General features: G+C 74.9%; 12 protein-coding genes. 6 read left to right on the top strand and 6 right to left on the bottom strand.

The features are described 5' to 3' along the window. The first annotated feature begins 33 nt into the window (after positions 1 to 33). Complete coding sequence (locus J2S46_RS31245) at positions 34 to 702, top strand: lysophospholipid acyltransferase family protein (protein ID WP_073922656.1); 669 nt, start codon at positions 34 to 36, stop codon at positions 700 to 702. A 42-nt stretch (positions 703 to 744) separates the two neighbouring features. Here J2S46_RS31245 and J2S46_RS31240 read toward each other — a convergent pair whose 3' ends face one another. The 5 genes from J2S46_RS31240 to J2S46_RS31220 all read right to left on the bottom strand — a co-directional run bounded on the left by J2S46_RS31240 (position 745) and on the right by J2S46_RS31220 (position 7,188). Further along, complete coding sequence (locus J2S46_RS31240) at positions 745 to 2,574, bottom strand: ABC transporter ATP-binding protein (RefSeq protein WP_191287895.1); 1,830 nt, start codon at positions 2,572 to 2,574, stop codon at positions 745 to 747. A gap of 191 nt (positions 2,575 to 2,765) precedes the next feature. Further along, the gene (locus J2S46_RS31235) at positions 2,766 to 3,539 is read right to left on the bottom strand and encodes an SDR family NAD(P)-dependent oxidoreductase (protein ID WP_191287894.1); all 774 of its coding nucleotides are present in this window, start codon (positions 3,537 to 3,539) and stop codon (positions 2,766 to 2,768) included. Positions 3,540 to 3,809: 270 nt separating this feature from the next. Next, positions 3,810 to 4,718: an SDR family oxidoreductase gene (locus J2S46_RS31230; protein ID WP_191287893.1), complete on the bottom strand. Its 909-nt coding sequence runs from the start codon at positions 4,716 to 4,718 to the stop codon at positions 3,810 to 3,812. Beyond that, positions 4,715 to 5,650 (bottom strand): alpha/beta fold hydrolase, encoded by a 936-nt coding sequence (locus J2S46_RS31225; protein ID WP_191287892.1) that lies wholly within the window; start codon positions 5,648 to 5,650, stop codon positions 4,715 to 4,717. The genes J2S46_RS31230 and J2S46_RS31225 overlap by 4 nt, the downstream gene beginning before the upstream one ends. Continuing rightward, complete coding sequence (locus J2S46_RS31220) at positions 5,647 to 7,188, bottom strand: flavin-containing monooxygenase (RefSeq protein ID WP_191287891.1); 1,542 nt, start codon at positions 7,186 to 7,188, stop codon at positions 5,647 to 5,649. Before J2S46_RS31220 ends, J2S46_RS31225 begins: the two co-directional genes overlap by 4 nt. A gap of 156 nt (positions 7,189 to 7,344) precedes the next feature. Here J2S46_RS31220 and J2S46_RS31215 point away from each other — a divergent pair, with 156 nt between their 5' ends. The 3 genes from J2S46_RS31215 (at position 7,345) to J2S46_RS31205 (ending at position 10,762) form a co-directional block, all read left to right on the top strand. Beyond that, the gene (locus J2S46_RS31215; RefSeq protein ID WP_229911985.1) at positions 7,345 to 8,136 is read left to right on the top strand and encodes a MerR family transcriptional regulator; all 792 of its coding nucleotides are present in this window, start codon (positions 7,345 to 7,347) and stop codon (positions 8,134 to 8,136) included. Positions 8,137 to 8,252: 116 nt separating this feature from the next. Continuing rightward, on the top strand, positions 8,253 to 9,233 hold the full coding sequence (locus J2S46_RS31210; RefSeq protein WP_191287889.1) for an ABC transporter substrate-binding protein: 981 nt from the start codon (positions 8,253 to 8,255) through the stop codon (positions 9,231 to 9,233). 281 nt (positions 9,234 to 9,514) lie between these two features. After that, the gene (locus tag J2S46_RS31205; protein ID WP_191287888.1) at positions 9,515 to 10,762 is read left to right on the top strand and encodes an MFS transporter; all 1,248 of its coding nucleotides are present in this window, start codon (positions 9,515 to 9,517) and stop codon (positions 10,760 to 10,762) included. 31 nt (positions 10,763 to 10,793) lie between these two features. Here the strand turns inward: J2S46_RS31205 and J2S46_RS31200 are convergent, their stop codons facing one another. Next, positions 10,794 to 11,639, bottom strand: coding sequence for a (2Fe-2S)-binding protein (locus tag J2S46_RS31200; protein ID WP_191287887.1), 846 nt, complete (start codon positions 11,637 to 11,639; stop codon positions 10,794 to 10,796). A gap of 324 nt (positions 11,640 to 11,963) precedes the next feature. Here J2S46_RS31200 and J2S46_RS31195 point away from each other — a divergent pair, with 324 nt between their 5' ends. Then, positions 11,964 to 13,169 carry an ATP-grasp domain-containing protein gene (locus tag J2S46_RS31195; RefSeq protein ID WP_191287886.1) on the top strand — a complete coding sequence of 402 codons (1,206 nt, stop codon included), beginning with the start codon at positions 11,964 to 11,966 and terminating at the stop codon, positions 13,167 to 13,169. Continuing rightward, positions 13,166 to 14,893: an IucA/IucC family protein gene (locus J2S46_RS31190; protein WP_191287885.1), complete on the top strand. Its 1,728-nt coding sequence runs from the start codon at positions 13,166 to 13,168 to the stop codon at positions 14,891 to 14,893. Before J2S46_RS31195 ends, J2S46_RS31190 begins: the two co-directional genes overlap by 4 nt. Positions 14,894 to 15,017 lie beyond the last annotated feature (124 nt).

The following is a 15,017-nucleotide window of genomic DNA, read 5'->3' as shown; positions in this document are numbered from 1 at the left end:
TGCACGGCCCGGTCATTCGTCCAGGGAGGGACCATGATCAACCTACTCACCAAGCTGGTGCTGAAACCCCTCGCGCGGGCGGTCTACCGGCCGGTGATCGAGGGCCTGGAGAACGTGCCGCGCAAGGGCGGGGTGATCCTGGCCAGCAACCACCTGTCCTTCATCGACAGCGTGGTCATCCCGCTGACCGCGCCGCGCCAGGTGCACTTCCTGGCCAAGGCCGAGTACTTCACCGGCACCGGCCTCAAGGGCGCGCTGTCCCGGGGCTTCTTCGAGGCGATCGGCGCCGTGGCGGTCGAGCGCGGCACCTACCGCTCGGCACAGGCCTCGCTGCAGTCGGCGCTGGAGATCCTGGAGGCCGACAAGGCCTTCGGCATCTACCCCGAGGGAACCCGCTCGCTGGACGGCCGGCTGTACCGCGGCAAGACCGGCGTCGCCTGGCTGGCGCTGACCGCCGGGGTGCCCGTGGTACCGGTGGCGCTGGAGGGCCCGGAGGAGATCCTGCCGGTCGGCCGGCGGATCCCGCGCGTGCGCAAGGTGACCGTCCGCTTCGGCGAGCCGCTGAGCTTCACCGAGCTGCACGGCCAGGCCCGCTCGGCGCAGGCCCGGCGGCAGGTCACCGACGAGGTGATGCGGGCCATCCAGGAGCTGTCCGGCCAGGAGGTCGCGACCAGCTACAACGAGCTCCCCAAGGCCGCCTGAGCCCACCGTCCCTCCCCCGACCGACCGCGCCGGGGCCCGGCCTCACCCGAGGCCGGCCCCGCTCGGCTCCGGCGCCGGGGAGCCCTCCCGCCGCAGCAGCGCGGCGTACCGCCCGCCGGCCTCCACCAGCTGATCGTGTGTTCCCAGCTCGACGACCTCCCCCCGGTCGAGCACCACGATCTGGTCCGCCGAGCGGATGGTGGAGAGCCGGTGCGCGACGGTGATGGTCGTCCGGCCGACGGCCAGCGCGTCGATCGCCTGCTGGACGGCCAGCTCGGTCCGGTTGTCCAGGGCGCTGGTCGCCTCGTCCAGGATCAGCACCGGCGGGTTGCGCAGGATCGTCCGGGCCAGTGCCAGGCGCTGCTTCTCGCCGCCGGAGAAGCGGTAGCCGCGCTCGCCCACCATGGTGTCGTAGCCGTCCGGCAGGCCCGCGATCATGTCGTGGATCTGCGCCGCCCCGGCGGCCGCGACCAACTCCTCGTCGGTGGCCTCCGGCTTGGCGAAGCGCAGGTTGTCGGCGACCGAGGCGTGGAAGAGGTAGGTCTCCTGGGAGACCACGCCGACCGCCCGGGAGAGCGTCTCGAAGGACAGCTCGCGCACGTCCGTGCCGTCGATGGTGACCCGCCCGCCGGTGACGTCGTAGAGCCGGGGCACCAGGTAGCTGAGGGTGGTCTTGCCCGAACCGGTCTCGCCGACGACGGCCAGCGAACCGCCGGCCGGCACCTTCAGCTCGACGCCGGCCAGCGTGGGCCGCTCCTGGGCCGGGTCGTAGCGGAAGTCGACGCCCTCGAAGCGGACCTCCCCGGTGATCCGCTCCAGGTGGACGGGCCTGGCCGGCTCGGCGATCTCGACCGGCAGGTCCAGGTACTCGAAGATCCGCTGGAACAGCGCCAGCGAGGTCTGCACCTGGACGCCGGTGGAGAGCAGGCTGATGGTGGGGCGGAACAGGCCCTGCTGCAGCGAGACGAAGGCGACCAGGGTGCCGACGGAGACGATCGGCGCGCCGCCCGCCTGGGCCAGCCCGGCGGCCCAGTAGATCAGCGCCGGCATCGCGGCCATCACGATCTGGATGGCGTTCATCCGCCAGCGGCCGGCCATGCTGGAGCGGACCTCCAGGTCGGCCAGCCGGTCGGACTGCTCGGTGAACTCGCGGGACAGCGAGTCGGAGCGCCCCATCGTGCGGCCGAGCAGGATCCCGCTGACCGAGAGCGACTCCTGGACCGCCGAGGACATCAGGGCCAGCTGCTTCTGCCGCTCGGTGGTGATCTTCTTGCGCTCGCCGCCGACCCGCCGGCTGATCCACACGAACAGCGGCAGGAGCAGCAGCGACACCACGGTGAGCCGCCAGTCCAGTGCCAGCATGGCGACCACGGAGGCGACCACGCTGGTGAAGTTGGAGACCAGCGAGGTGGCGGTGGAGGTCACGGTGGACTGCATGCCGCCGATGTCGTTGGCGATCCTGGACTGCACCTCGCCGGTCCTGGTCCGGGTGAAGAAGGCCAGGGACATCCGCTGCAGGTGGGCGTAGACCGCGGTCCGCAGGTCGTGCATGACGCGCTGGCCGACGGTGGTGGACAGCAGGGTCTGCACGACGCCGAAGATGCTGTTCACCACGGCCGCGGTGATCATGCCCAGCACCAGCAGGCTCAGCAGGCCGGTACGGCCCTGCGGGATCGCGGTGTCGAGCACGGCGCGGAGCAGGAAGGGCGAGATCACCGAGACCACGGCGGAGGCGGCCACCAGCAGGCCGACCACGCCGAGCCGGCCCCGGTACGGGCGGAACAGCGCCAGGATGCGGCGCAGCTGCCTGGGCGGTGGCGTCTCGCTCTCGGGGCGGGCGGGCGGGGTCCAGCCGGTGCCGTCGGGCCTCAAGCCTCGACCTCCAGATGATTGGGGCAGGGTGGTGGGGCGGGCGGGAAGCCAGCGTACAGAGAATAGCTCATAGTTAGCGAAGCTAATAATGAGGCTTGATCTATTCCTTCCGCTCCCGCTCCCGGCCCGCAACCCCTCCGGCCCGCGCCCGCGCCGTACCGCAGCCCTCCGGGCCACGGCCGGGCCCGCCGTCACTCCTTGCCGTACGTACGCGCCGCCTTCGAGGACACCCCGCCGAGCGCGCCGGACGGCAGCAGCCTGGCCACCGCCACCGCCAGCTTGTACCGCTTGCCGGGAACGGACAGCGAGCGGCCGCGGGCGAAGTCGCGCATCGCCTCGTTCACCACCCGCTCGGCCGACAGCCAGCCCCAGGACGGGATGTCCGAGGTGCCCATGCCGGCCCGCTGGTGGAACTCGGTCCGGGTGAAGCCCGGGCAGAGGGCCATCATCCGCACCCCGGAGTCTCCGAGGTCGCGGGCGACGCCCTGGGTGAAGCTGACCACCCAGGCCTTGCTCGCCCCGTACGTGCCGCGCGGCAGGAAGGCCGCCACCGAGGCCACGTTGATCACCCCGCCGAGCCGGCGCTCGCGCATCCCCGGCAGGGCGGCGGCGGTCAGCCGCAGGACGGCCTCGATGTGCACCTTCTGCATGTCCAGATCGCCCTGCAGCGGCACGGTGAGGAAGGCGCCCTTGTTGCCGAAGCCGGCGTTGTTGATCAGCAGGTCCACCGGCCGGGCCGGGTCCGCGAGGCGCTCCTCGACGGCGGCGATGCCGGTGTCGGTGGCCAGGTCCGCGGTCAGCGCCTCGGTCTCGACGCCGTACTCGGCGGACAGCTTCTCGGCGTACTCGGCCAGCCGGTCGGTGTCCCGGGCGACCAGGACGACGTTGTGGCCGGCGCGGGCCAGCTTGACGGCGAACGCGGCGCCGATGCCGGCGGTGGCGCCAGTGATGAGGGCAGTGGTCATGGTCCCGACGGTACCGATTCCGCCGCCCGAAGACACCGACATCCGGGCCGCTTCCCAGCTCGTGGGCCCGGGGCGGCGCCGGTGGGCCCCGGTGGGCGCCGCGGCGAACGGCCGTACGGGGCCGGGCCGGACGGTTCGTCACCCGGACGCCCCGCACGCCCTGGCCGCCGAAGCTCCCGCCCGCACGCTCCGCCGGACGGGCCACGGCCGGACGGACCACGGCCCCGGACGGGCGCTCTCCACCGCCCGCCCGGGACCGCTGCCTTCCCCCTACTCCGTGCCGCCCGCCGACCCGGCCGAACGGGCGGCCGAGTCGGCCTCCCCGCCGGCCCCGACCGGGCGCATCCGGGTGCTGGCCGTCGCCCTCAACTGCGGGGCGAGCTTGGCGATGTCACGGGCCCCGACGGTCGCGATCAGCCCCGGCAGCAACGAGCGGACCGGCTGCATGGCGCGCAGCCAGGCCTGGGCGTAGACGTGCGCCGCGCGGCGGGCGATGCCGGCCACCAGGCGGTCGACCGCCGGGTCGAGCGGGTAGGTCTTGTTGGCCGGCCAGGGCAGCCGGGAGCGCATCTGCCGCAGCACGACATCCTGGTCGGCTCCGCGCACCATGTCGGTGTCGGTCCAACTCAGGTACCCGACACCGACCTTGACGCCCTGATGGGCGACCTCGGCGCGGAGCGCGTGGGCGAAGGCCTCCACCCCCGACTTGCTGGCGCAGTAGGCGCTCATCAGCGGCGCCGGGGTCATCGCCGCCAGCGAGGCGATCTGCAGCAGGTAGCCGCCGCTCTCGGCGAGCGCGGGCAGGAAGGCCCGGGCGGTGGCGACGCTGCCCAGCAGGTTCACCTCGATCACCCGGCTGAACGCCCGGTGGTCGCTGTCCAGCAGCGGGCCGCCGATCGCGATGCCGGCGTTGGCCACCACCGCGTCGATCCGGCCGTAGCGCTCCTGGATCGCCCGGGCGGTCGTGGTCAGCGCCTCGACGTCGGTGACGTCGGCCTCCCAGGAGGAGGCGTCCGGCCCGCAGAGCGCGGCGGCCTCCTTCAGCTCGGCGGGCTCCAGGCCGACCAGGGCGACCTTGGCCCCCCGTGCGGCGAGCTTGCGGGCCAGGGTCGCGCCGACCCCGCGGGCGGCTCCGGTGACGACGACGACCTGGGCGGACAGCGGTGGGACGGTGCTCATGCGGCGGTGCTCCTCTCGGCGGGGGCGCCCAGGTGGGCGACGGCAAGGCGGCGGATCTCGGCGGCGACCTCGGCCGGGCGCTCGACGGGCGCCATGTGGCCGACGCCGGGCAGCAGCAGCAGGCCCTGCGGGTCTTCGAGCCCGGCGACGATCCGGTGCGCGAGCACCGGCGGGGTCAGCCGGTCGTCGGTGCCGACGATCACGGCGGTCGGCGCGGCCAGGGCGGCGAGCCCGTCGCGGACGTCCAACTCGCCCAGTACCGCGGCCCAGTGGGCGCGGACGGGGGTCGGGCAGGCGTGCACGATCCGGGCGGTCGCCTCGACCCGGCCGGCCGGCGAGGACGGGCCCATGGTGGCGTACCTGAGCACCGCCCGGCTGACGCCGGTGACCGGCCCGAGCGGCAGCCGGGACTTCAGGATCCGCTGGTGCAGGAATCGCCGCAGGCCCGGGCTGCGCAGGGCGTCCGGTGCCACCCGCAGCTCGGCGACCAGGTCGCTCGCGCCGGTGCTGACCAGCAGGGCGGCGGCCGTCCGGCTCGCCACCTCGGCCCGGTCGCCGGCGGCCATGACGGTCATACCGCCCATGCTGTGGCCGGCGAGCACCGCCCGCCCGCCCGCCGGGACCACCCGGGTGAGCACCGCCTCCAGGTCGTCGGCCAACGCCCGGGTGCTGTACCCGGCCCGGCCCGGCGGGACGTCGCTGCGGCCGTGGCCGCGCTGGTCGTACGCAACCAGGCGGAACTCACCCGCGAGTTGGCGGATCACGGGGGCCCAGAAGGCGATCGAGCAGGTCCAGCCGTGGGCCAGCAGGACGGTCGGCGCGGCCGGGTCGCCGTGCACCTCGGCGTGCAGTGCGGTGCCGTCCGCCGAGCGGATCCGCAACTCCTCGACGGGGGTGGGCAGGACGCAGTCGGCGGGGATCGCGGGGCTCATGCGAGGACCTCCTGGGCGTGCGGGGCCGGCTCGGGGGCGGTGCGCTTGATCAGCTCGTACTCGGCCAGGTCGACCCGGCGGGTGGCCCGCCGGAAGCCGGTGGTGGAGCCGGGCCACAGCACGGTGTTCTTGCCGCCCGCGTCCTGGTACCAGCTGGTGCAGCCGCCGGTGGACCAGACCGTGCGCGACATCCGGTGCTGGAGGGTGAGGTTCCACTGCCGCTGGGCCCGGGCGGTGGGCTGCATCGCGGTGGCGCCGACGTTCTCCAGCGTGGTGAGCGCGTCGACGACGTAGTTCAGCTGGGACTCGATCATCAGGATCATCGAGCTGTTGCCGAGACCGGTGTTCGGGCCGATCACGAAGAACAGGTTGGGGAAGCCCCGGACGGTGGAGCCGCGCAGCGCCTCCATGCCCTCCTTCCACTCCTCCGCGAGGCTGCGGCCGTCCGCGCCGAACACCCGGGCGCCGATGGGCATGTCGGTGACGTGGAAGCCGGTGCCGAAGACGATCGCGTCCACCTCGTGCTCGCTGCCGTCGGCGGCTACCAGGGTGGAGCCGCGCACCTCGGACAGGCCGGTGGCGACCACCTCGGTGTTGGCGGCGGCCAGCGCCGGGTAGTAGGTGTTGCTCAGCAGGATCCGCTTGCAGCCGATCCGGTAGTCGGGGGTCAGCCGGGCCCGCAGCGCCGGGTCGGGGACGCCGGCCGCGATGTGCCGTTCGGCGATCTTCTGCACCAGGCGCAGGGCGCCGGGGCGCCGGACGAAGGCGTCCACCTGCAGCTCGCGCAGGGCGAACAGGGCGCCGCGGCGGAGCTGGGCGGTGACCGGGAGCCGGTCGTGCAGCCACTTCTCGGCGCCGCTGATCTCGCGGTCGCGGCGCGGCAGCACCCAGGCGGGGGTGCGCTGGAAGACCGTCAGCCGGCCGACCCTGGGCTGGATGTTGGGGATGATCTGGGCGGCCGAGGCGCCGGTGCCGACCATCGCGACACGCTTGCCGTCCAGGTCGTAGTCGTGGTCCCAGCGGGAGGAGTGGAACACCTTGCCGGGGAAGCCGTCCAGGCCCGGGAGGTCGGGGATCTGCGGGTCGGCGAGCGGTCCGGCGGCGGAGACGATCGCGTCGGCGGTCCACCGGCCGGCGCTGGTGGTGATCCGCCAGTGGGTCCGCCCGGCGTCCCAGCGGGCCTCGGTCACCTCGGCGTTGAAGCGCAGGTGCGGGCGGAGGCCGAAGACGTCGGTGACCTTCTCCAGGTAGGCGCGGATGTCCGGCTGGCCGGAGAAGCTGCGCGGCCAGGCGGGGTTGGGCGCGAAGGAGAAGGAGTAGAGGTGCGAGGGCACGTCGCAGGCGCAGCCCGGGTAGCTGTTGTCCCGCCAGGTGCCGCCGACCGAGTCGGCGCGCTCCAGGATGACGAAGTCGGTGATCCCGGCGCGGCGGAGCCGGACGCCGGCGCCGAGGCCGCCGAAGCCGGAGCCGATCACGGCGACCCGCACGTGGGGCGTGGCGGGCGCCGTGGGCTCGGGGCGCTTGGGGGTGGGTGCCATGCGGCGTCCCTCCTGAGGATGGGGGTGAAGGTGCGCACGTCCGGAAAATTCGCGCCAGTAATCACTGGCATGATTGGCAGGGTAGCTCTTGCTGACAGTTGATGGAAGAAGCCCGGCAGCATCGGTTGCCCGCCCGCCGCGCCTATGCTGAGCGCCGTGGAGAAGCTCAGGTCGGCACCGGCGGCGACAGCCCAGCGCGAGTACCGGGTGGAGGAGCTGGCCGAGGCGGCCGGCATCACCACCCGTACCCTGCGCTTCTACCGCGAGCGCAAGCTGCTCCAGCCGCCCCGCAAGGAGGGCCGGATCGCCTGGTACGGCGAGGCCCACCTGGCCAGGCTGCGGGTGATCGCCGAACTGCTGGAGCGCGGCCACACCCTCGGGGGCATCGCGGAACTGATCGGCGCCGGCGAGAGCGGGCGCGACGTCGCCGAACTGATCGGCCTGGAGGCCGCGATCGTCGCCCCGTGGTCCGACGAGACCCCGGTCGACCTGGACTGGGACGAGCTCAGGACGGCCTTCGGCGACCAGCTGACCGAGGCCAACACCGCCGAGTCCGTCGCCCAGGGCTGGATCACCGTCCGGGAGGACGGCATCACCCACATCAGCCGCCGGCTGATGGACGCCACCACCGCGCTGGTCGCCGAGGGCGTCCCGCTCTCCGTCGTCCTGGAGGCCAGCCGGCGCACCCAGGAGCACGTGGACGCGATCGCCGAGCTGTTCGTCGCCCTGGTCCGGGAGCACCTGCTGGGCGCCCTCGCCGACGACCGGCCGCTGCCCCCGGGCGAGGCCGCCCACCTGACCGAGCAGATCCTGCGGGTCCGGCCGCTGGCCCGGACGGTCGCGGACGCCCAGTTCGCGCTGGCGCTGGACCGCCGGGTGCACGCGGAGTACGACGAGGTGCTGCGCCGGCGGCGCAAGGACGGCGAGGGCCCGGGCGGAGGCGGCTGACGGGCCGGCCGGTGACCGGCGGCCGGGACGCGGGCACCGCCCGCCGCGCGTGGCGATCGGTGCGGGTGGGCAGGCATCCTCCGCAGCCGAGCGCCCCCGAGCCCTGGAGCCGCGCGATGTCCCGTACGCCCCACCGCTCCGCCGTCGCCGCCGTCGCCCTGGCGGGCTGCCTCGCCCTCGGCGGCTGCGGCTCCGGCACCCCGGCCGGCCCCGCCGGCGGCGAGGCGGCCGGCACCGGGGGCTCCCACGTCGTGCGGCACGCCCGCGGCGAGAGCACCGTCCCGGCCCGGCCGGCCCGGGTGGTGGTGCTCGACACCGACTCGCTGGACTCCGCGATCACCCTCGGCATCACCCCGGTGGGCGCCACCACGACCGCGGCCGGCGCGCCCCTCCCCGGCTACCTGCCGGCGGAGCGCCTCAAGGACGTCAAGCCGGTCGGCACCATCGGGTCACCCAACCTGGAGGCGATCGCCGCCCTGCGGCCCGACCTGATCCTCAGCAGCCAGGCTCGGGACGACAAGCACTACGAGGACCTGACGAAGATCGCGCCGACCGTCCTGACCCGGACCACCGGACCGGCCTGGCAGGAGAACTTCCGGCTGCACGCCGAGGCGCTGGGCCGGCAGAACGAGGCCAGGAGCGCCGAGGACGGCTACCGGGCGAAGGCCGGGGCACTGGTCGCCGCCCTCGGCGGCCCGGAGAAGGCCAAGGCGCTCAAGGTCGAGGTGGCGCGCTTCCTGGCCGGCTCCCCCACCCGCCTGTACCTCAACGACACCTTCATCGGCTCGATCCTGCGCGACCTCGGCCTCGGCCGGCCCGCCAACCAGGACCGGACCGGCTTCTCGCTGGAGATCAGCCCCGAGCAGGTCGACCGGGCCGCCGCCGACGTGATCTTCTGGTCGACCTACGGCGACGCCGCCAAGTCCGACCAGGCCGCGATCACCGGCGGGGCGCTCTGGAAGAACCTCGACGCGGTACGGAACAACCGGACCTTCCAGGTCGACGACGACCTCTGGATGCTCGGCATCGGGTACACCGGCGCGGGCCTGATCCTCGACCGGATCCGGCGGGACCTCACGGCGTCGCCCGCCCCCTGAGGCCCGCCCGGAGCGGCCGGGCCCGACGAACCCGGCGCCGGCCGTTCACCCCGGATTGTCCGCGGGTTGCCGGCTCGGACCGCTGCGCGCCCGCGCGCACCGCCGGCTTGGCCGGTCCTCCAAGCGCACCGTCCGTGAGCCACCGAGCGCGCTGGGTGATCCCACGGTTACCGGGGCGTACCACCGGCCCGTACGGTCGAGGCCCACCCGCAGGTCCGTTCCTGGTTGGGCCGGCGAACGGGGAGGCGGGCGCCCCGGACCGGCCCGGGTGAGGGTGATCGATGGCCGTGGTGGAGAAGTTCAGGTCGGCCGTGGGGCTGACGGGGCGCCGGGTCCTGCTCTGGTCGCTGCTGGGGCGGCTGCCGAACGCGATGTGCCCGATCGGCACCCTGCTGCTGGTCACCGGCAACACCGGCAGCGTCTGGCGCGGCTCGGCGGCGACCGGGGCGCTGGCGATCGGCCAGGGCATCGGCGGCCCGCTGGTCGGCCGGCTCGCCGACCGCCGCGGACAGCGGCCGGTGGGGCTGACCGCCGCCGTGGTGAACACCGTGGCGATCGTGGCCCTGGTGCTGGCCTCCGAGCGGGACGCGCCGCTCGGCTGGCAGATCGCCCCGGCCGCGTTGGTCGGCATGTCGATGCCGCTGGTGGGCCCGCTCTCGCGCAGCCGGTGGGTGCGACTGGCCGGCGGGAGGCAGGAGTTGACCTCCTCGATGATGTCGCTGGACGGGATCGTCGACGAGATCAGCTTCACCACCGGACCGGCCCTGGTCGGCCTGCTGGCCACGCTCGCCGATCCGGAGGCCGGCCTGCTGCTCGCCGCCGCGCTGGTCGGCGTCTGCGCCACCCTGTTCGCCCTGCACCCGAGCGCCTCCCCCGGCGAGGGCGCCCGCCGGGTGCGGTCCGGGGAGAAGCTGCTGACCACCCCGTACGTCCTGCTGCTGGCGGGGATGGCCCTGCTCGGGGCCTGCTTCGGCTCGTTGCAGGTCGGCGTCACGGCGAGCACCGCGGCCCTCGGACAGCCGGGGGCCGCCGGGCTGCTCTACGCCTTCCTCGGGTTCACCAGCGCGTTCTCCGGGGTGGCCACCGCCGCCCTGCCCTCCCGGCTTGGCCTGCCGCTGCGGCTGCGGGCGGGCACCGCGCTGCTGTTCGCCGGCTCCTTGCTGCTGCTGGTCGCGGGCGGGACGACGGCCGCCCTGACGGCGGCGATCGGGTGCGTCGGGGTGGCCGTGGCGCCGCAGATGATCACGATGTTCGGGCTGGTCGAGCGGACCGTCCCGGCCGGCCGCCTGGGCGAGGCGATGGCCGCGCTGGTCAGCAGCATCACCCTGGCGCAGTCCGCGGGGACGCTGGCCGGCGGGTGGGCCGCCGAGCGGTGGGGGCCGGGCGCCCCGTTCGAGGTCACCGTGCTGGCCGCCGGGGCGGCGCTGCTGCTGGCCGTCCTGACCGCCACCGAGAGCCGCTACCGGCGCCGCCCCGAACCGGCCGCGCCGGCCGGGCCCACGGCCGAGCGGGAGCCGGCGGCCGCCTGAGCAGCGGGGCACCGGCCGGGCCGACGACCCCTCAGGGGACGGGCAGTTCCAGCCGTCGGACCCGCTCGGCGTCCCCGGTCCGCGGGCAGGTGAGGCAGGACTCCGCGGGCCGGACGGCGTAGTAGAGGCAGCAGCCGAGCCGGGTGCGGGTCAGGTGCGGCCGCCCGTCGGTGCCCGGCAGGGTCCGGAAGGCGGCGGCGCCGGGGAAGGGCGCGGTGTCACCGGGCAGCAGGGCGGTGGCGGCCGCGACGGCGGCCTCCTCCTCCCCCAGCATCCGGCCCAGGTACCAGATCCCCGAGACCAGGTCGTCGGTGACCATGCCCCAGAGCGCGCGCGGGCCCCGCTTCGCCGGGCCCTGGAAGGCGGCCAGCACGGGGCCGACGTGGTCGGCGACGACGGCCCGCAGTTCGGCCCGCAGTTCGTCCTCGCCGGCCAGCACCCGGGCTCCCGGCAGGCCGGCCGCCGGGTCGTCCGGCAGGCAGGCGAAGCCGCCGGGGCGCAGCGCCAGGCCGCCGCCGACGGAGTCGATCCAGACGTCCTCCGGGCGGATCCGGGGCACCCGGCGCTCCAGGTACCAGGGGCCGCTGACGAGCAGGCAGACCGACCACAGGTAGTGGTGCAGCAGCCGGGAGGCCGCGACGTGTTCGCGCGGGGTGCAGTCGTGGCCCGCCAGGATCCGGGTGGCCTCGTCGGCGATCAGCCGGTCGCGGTGCAGCGCCGGTTCGGCCATCGGGACCCAGTCCCGCCCGGGGGTGTGGGCCGGCCCCTGGGCCGTCGTCAGTTCGGCCTGCAGGGAGGGGCACCGGACGGCGAGACGGCGGTACGTCCCGCCCAGCGGATCGACGGCGGCGGGCCGGATCGATCGCGTGTCGGGCATGGGGGCTCCAGAAGCATCGAGCACGTTCGACTAAGGTGAGGCTCACCTTATAGGCAGAAAGTGACCACTCGTCACCAGCCACCCCGGCGCGGCCCGGATTTGACGCACTTAGGCACACCTAACCTAGGATCCGTCCCGTGCTGAAAGACGATCAGCCGGGGTCGGTCCGCACGCCGTGCCGCGGAACCGGCCGGCCCACGCGCCCGGAACCGCCCCCGGAACCGGCAGGTCGGCCGACGGGAGGAACGGCGGCGGACCCGCACCGGTGACCTGCCCCGAACCGCCGGCGCCAGCGCCCCCACCCCCGGAGAGGACCGCCCCCGCATGCGGCTGTACCTGCTCGCCCTCAACCCCACCGACTCCGTCACCGAGGGCTTCCTGCCGGCCGCCGCGGCCCTGGGGCTCGACGTCACCGTCCTCACCGACTCGGCCGAGGCCCACCTCCTCGCCTACGCCGCACTGCCCCGGCCGGTCGAGGTGCTGGAGTGCCCGGTCCAGGACTTCCGTGAGGTGATCGGCCGGATCTCCCGCCACCACGCACCGGACGCGGTCTTCACCAACAGCGACCACCTGCAGACCCAGGCCGCCCTCGCGGCCGGCTACTTCGGCCTCCCGGCCAAGGACTGGAAGGCCACCCTGCGGGCCAAGAACAAGGCCGAGCTGCGCCGCCACCTCACCGCCTCCGGCCTGGACGCCGTCCGGTCCGTGGAGGTCGGCCCCGGGCAGGACCTCGCCGGACTCGCCGCCCTGGACCTCCCGTTCCCCTGCATCGTCAAGCCCCGGGAGGGCGTGGCCAGCGAGGACGTGGTCCTGGCCGAGGACCTCGACGCGCTGGTCCGGCTCGGCACCGGGATCCAGCGGCGCCGCACCGGCGCCGCCCTGGTGGTCGAGGAGTTCCTGGTCGGCGACCTCCGCACGCTGGAGACGCTCGGCGACGGGCGGACCAGGCACGTGCTCGGCGGGTTCCGCACCCGGGTCTCCGAACCGCCGGGCTTCATCGAGGAGGCGCTGGAGTTCGTCCACGCACACCCCGGGGCCGTGGTGGACCAGATCCTCGTCCAGCTGGACGCACTCGGCGTCGGACTCGGCGCCTGCCACACCGAGTTCATCGTCCAGGCGGACGGCCGGGCCCGGATCGTCGAGGTCAACTACCGCGCCATCGGCGACCGGGCCGACCTGATGATGGCCGAGGCGCTCGGCATCCCCTACTTCGAACTCGTCCTGCGCGCCCACCTCGGCGAGCGACTGCCCGCCGACCTCGGCGCCCGGAGCGACACGCACGCCCACAACCTGGCCGTCTGCGCCGACCGGGCCGGCACCCTCACCGCCGCCCCCGGGCCGGCCGAACTCGTCGAGAACGGCGTCCGCCTCTCCTACCGCCCGCTGCGGGCCGTCGGCGAGCACCACCCCCACTACCGCACCAACCGCGACTACCTAGGCCTGATCTGGGCCCTCGGCCCCGACCCGGCCGCCCTCCGCGAGGCCGCCGCCGGGTTCGCCGCCACCCGGCGGTGGGAGATCACGCCGTGACCGCCGAGGAGCAGTTGACCCTCCGGGTGCTCTCCGCCCTGCTGCGCGAGGACGTGCTCGGGCTGCGCACCCGCGGGGTGCCGACCGACCGGCCCGACGGCCGCTGGCTGCGCCTCGACCTCGACGCCGGCACCCTGCTGCTGCCGGTGACCGAGGACGGGTTCCAGTGCGAGTACGCCGCCCGGCTGCCGCTGCTGGAGGCCGACGGCGTCCGCCTCACCTCGCTGACGGCCGTACTGACCCGGGTGCGGGAGCTCGCCGCCCCCGAGGACCGCGACGGCCACCTGGACTTCGCCGAGGAGTGCCGGCAGACCCTCGCCACCATGGAGCTGCACGACCGGGCCCGGCCCGGGGTGCTGGCCGCCCTCGCCGCCCGGTACGGCCCCGACCCGGCCGACTGGACGGGCCCGGCCGCCGCCCTCGCGCAGGACACCCTGGCCGCCTACCTGGACCACCCGGTGTACCCCACCGCGCGCGGCCGCGCCGGCCTGACCGATGCCGAACTCGTCGCACACGCACCCGAGTTCCACCCCACCTTCGAGCTGCACTGGATCGCCTTGCCGGCCGGCGCGGTCGAGCCGCCCGGCCCGGGGCCGCTGCCCGACTGGTGGCCCGCCCCCGCCGACATCGGCCTGCCCGACCTGCCCCGCGACCACCTCACCCTGCCCGTCCACCCGCTCACCGCCGGCCCGCCGCTGGCCGGGGCGCTGCGCGCCGCCGGACTGGACGGCCTCGCCGTACCGGGCCGCAACCCGTACCTGACGGTGACCCCCACCCTCTCGATGCGGACCGTCGCCGTGGCCCGGGATCCGCGCTGCCACCTCAAGCTGCCGCTGGCCACCGCCACCCTGGGCCGGCGCAACCGGCGCACCATCAAGGCCGGTGTGCTGCCCGACGGCGCTGCCGGGCAGCGGCTGCTGGAGACGGTCATCGGCCGGGAGCCGAGGTTCGCCGGGACGGTCCTGCACGCCGACGAGCAGTCCTGGACCGAGGGCGGCCACGAACTGCTGGCCGTCCTGCTGCGCCGCCAGCCCGCCGGCCTGGACGAGGCGGTCACCGTCCCGCTGGCCGCGCTGGCGGCCACCGCGCCGGGCGGACGGCTCGTCCTCGACCACCTCGCCGACCGGTTCTACGACGGCGACCCGCTCGCCCTCTACGACGCCCTGCTCACCCTGCTGCTGGACTGGCAGACCACCCTCTTCCGCTACGGCGTGGCGCTGGAGTCGCACCAGCAGAACACCTCGCTCGTCCTCGACCGGACCGGCGGCGCCACCCGGCTCCGCCTGCTCGGCAAGGACAACGACGGACTACGGGTCAACGGGCCCCGGCTGGCCGCCGCCCTCGGTGAACCCGGCCGCCCGCCGGGCGGGTTCACCGACCCGCGGACGACCGGGAGCAGCGACCGGCCGCTCACCGACCTCTTCACCACCATCACCGTCCACCTCTGCGCGGCCTCGCTCGCCTTCGCGCTGGCCGCGCACGGCCGGGCCCCGCTGGAGACCTCGTTGGGCCTGCTGCGCCGGCGCCTCACCGAGGCCGTCGACCGGCTCGGCCCGGACGGCGCCGCGCTCCGCGCCGACCTGCTGGAGGCCGACCGGCTCCCGGTCAAGGCCATGGTCACCGCGGGAACGCTGCTCAGCAAGGAGCGCTCCGGCGCCGCCGACATCAACAAGCACTACACCAGCGGGCCCAACTACCTTCGCCGGTACGGGACTCCGCGATGACGACCGCCGAGGCCGCGCGCCCGCGCGCATTCCCGGCCGTGCCCGGCCGGCTCCTGTCCTAGTCTCCAAGGGTGCCGCGGTGGCCGTCGGTACGGCCGCGCCCACCCTCGTCCCCCGCACCCGT

Origin of the sequence: Kitasatospora herbaricolor (genome assembly GCF_030813695.1) — a bacterium.
In the GTDB taxonomy this organism is placed as follows: domain Bacteria; phylum Actinomycetota; class Actinomycetes; order Streptomycetales; family Streptomycetaceae; genus Kitasatospora; species Kitasatospora herbaricolor.
This window is presented reverse-complemented; position numbering and strand designations above follow the sequence as displayed.

What these genes read in the sequence shown, in the direction of transcription:
- J2S46_RS31245 (WP_073922656.1), top strand. Translation starts at nt 34, where the DNA reads ATGATCAACCTACTCACCAAGCTGGTGCTGAAACCCCTCGCGCGGGCG.
- J2S46_RS31235 (WP_191287894.1), bottom strand. Translation starts at nt 3,539, where the DNA reads ATGACCACTGCCCTCATCACTGGCGCCACCGCCGGCATCGGCGCCGCG.
- J2S46_RS31230 (WP_191287893.1), bottom strand. Translation starts at nt 4,718, where the DNA reads ATGAGCACCGTCCCACCGCTGTCCGCCCAGGTCGTCGTCGTCACCGGA.
- J2S46_RS31225 (WP_191287892.1), bottom strand. Translation starts at nt 5,650, where the DNA reads ATGAGCCCCGCGATCCCCGCCGACTGCGTCCTGCCCACCCCCGTCGAG.
- J2S46_RS31220 (WP_191287891.1), bottom strand. Translation starts at nt 7,188, where the DNA reads ATGGCACCCACCCCCAAGCGCCCCGAGCCCACGGCGCCCGCCACGCCC.
- J2S46_RS31210 (WP_191287889.1), top strand. Translation starts at nt 8,253, where the DNA reads ATGTCCCGTACGCCCCACCGCTCCGCCGTCGCCGCCGTCGCCCTGGCG.
- J2S46_RS31205 (WP_191287888.1), top strand. Translation starts at nt 9,515, where the DNA reads ATGGCCGTGGTGGAGAAGTTCAGGTCGGCCGTGGGGCTGACGGGGCGC.
- J2S46_RS31200 (WP_191287887.1), bottom strand. Translation starts at nt 11,639, where the DNA reads ATGCCCGACACGCGATCGATCCGGCCCGCCGCCGTCGATCCGCTGGGC.
- J2S46_RS31195 (WP_191287886.1), top strand. Translation starts at nt 11,964, where the DNA reads ATGCGGCTGTACCTGCTCGCCCTCAACCCCACCGACTCCGTCACCGAG.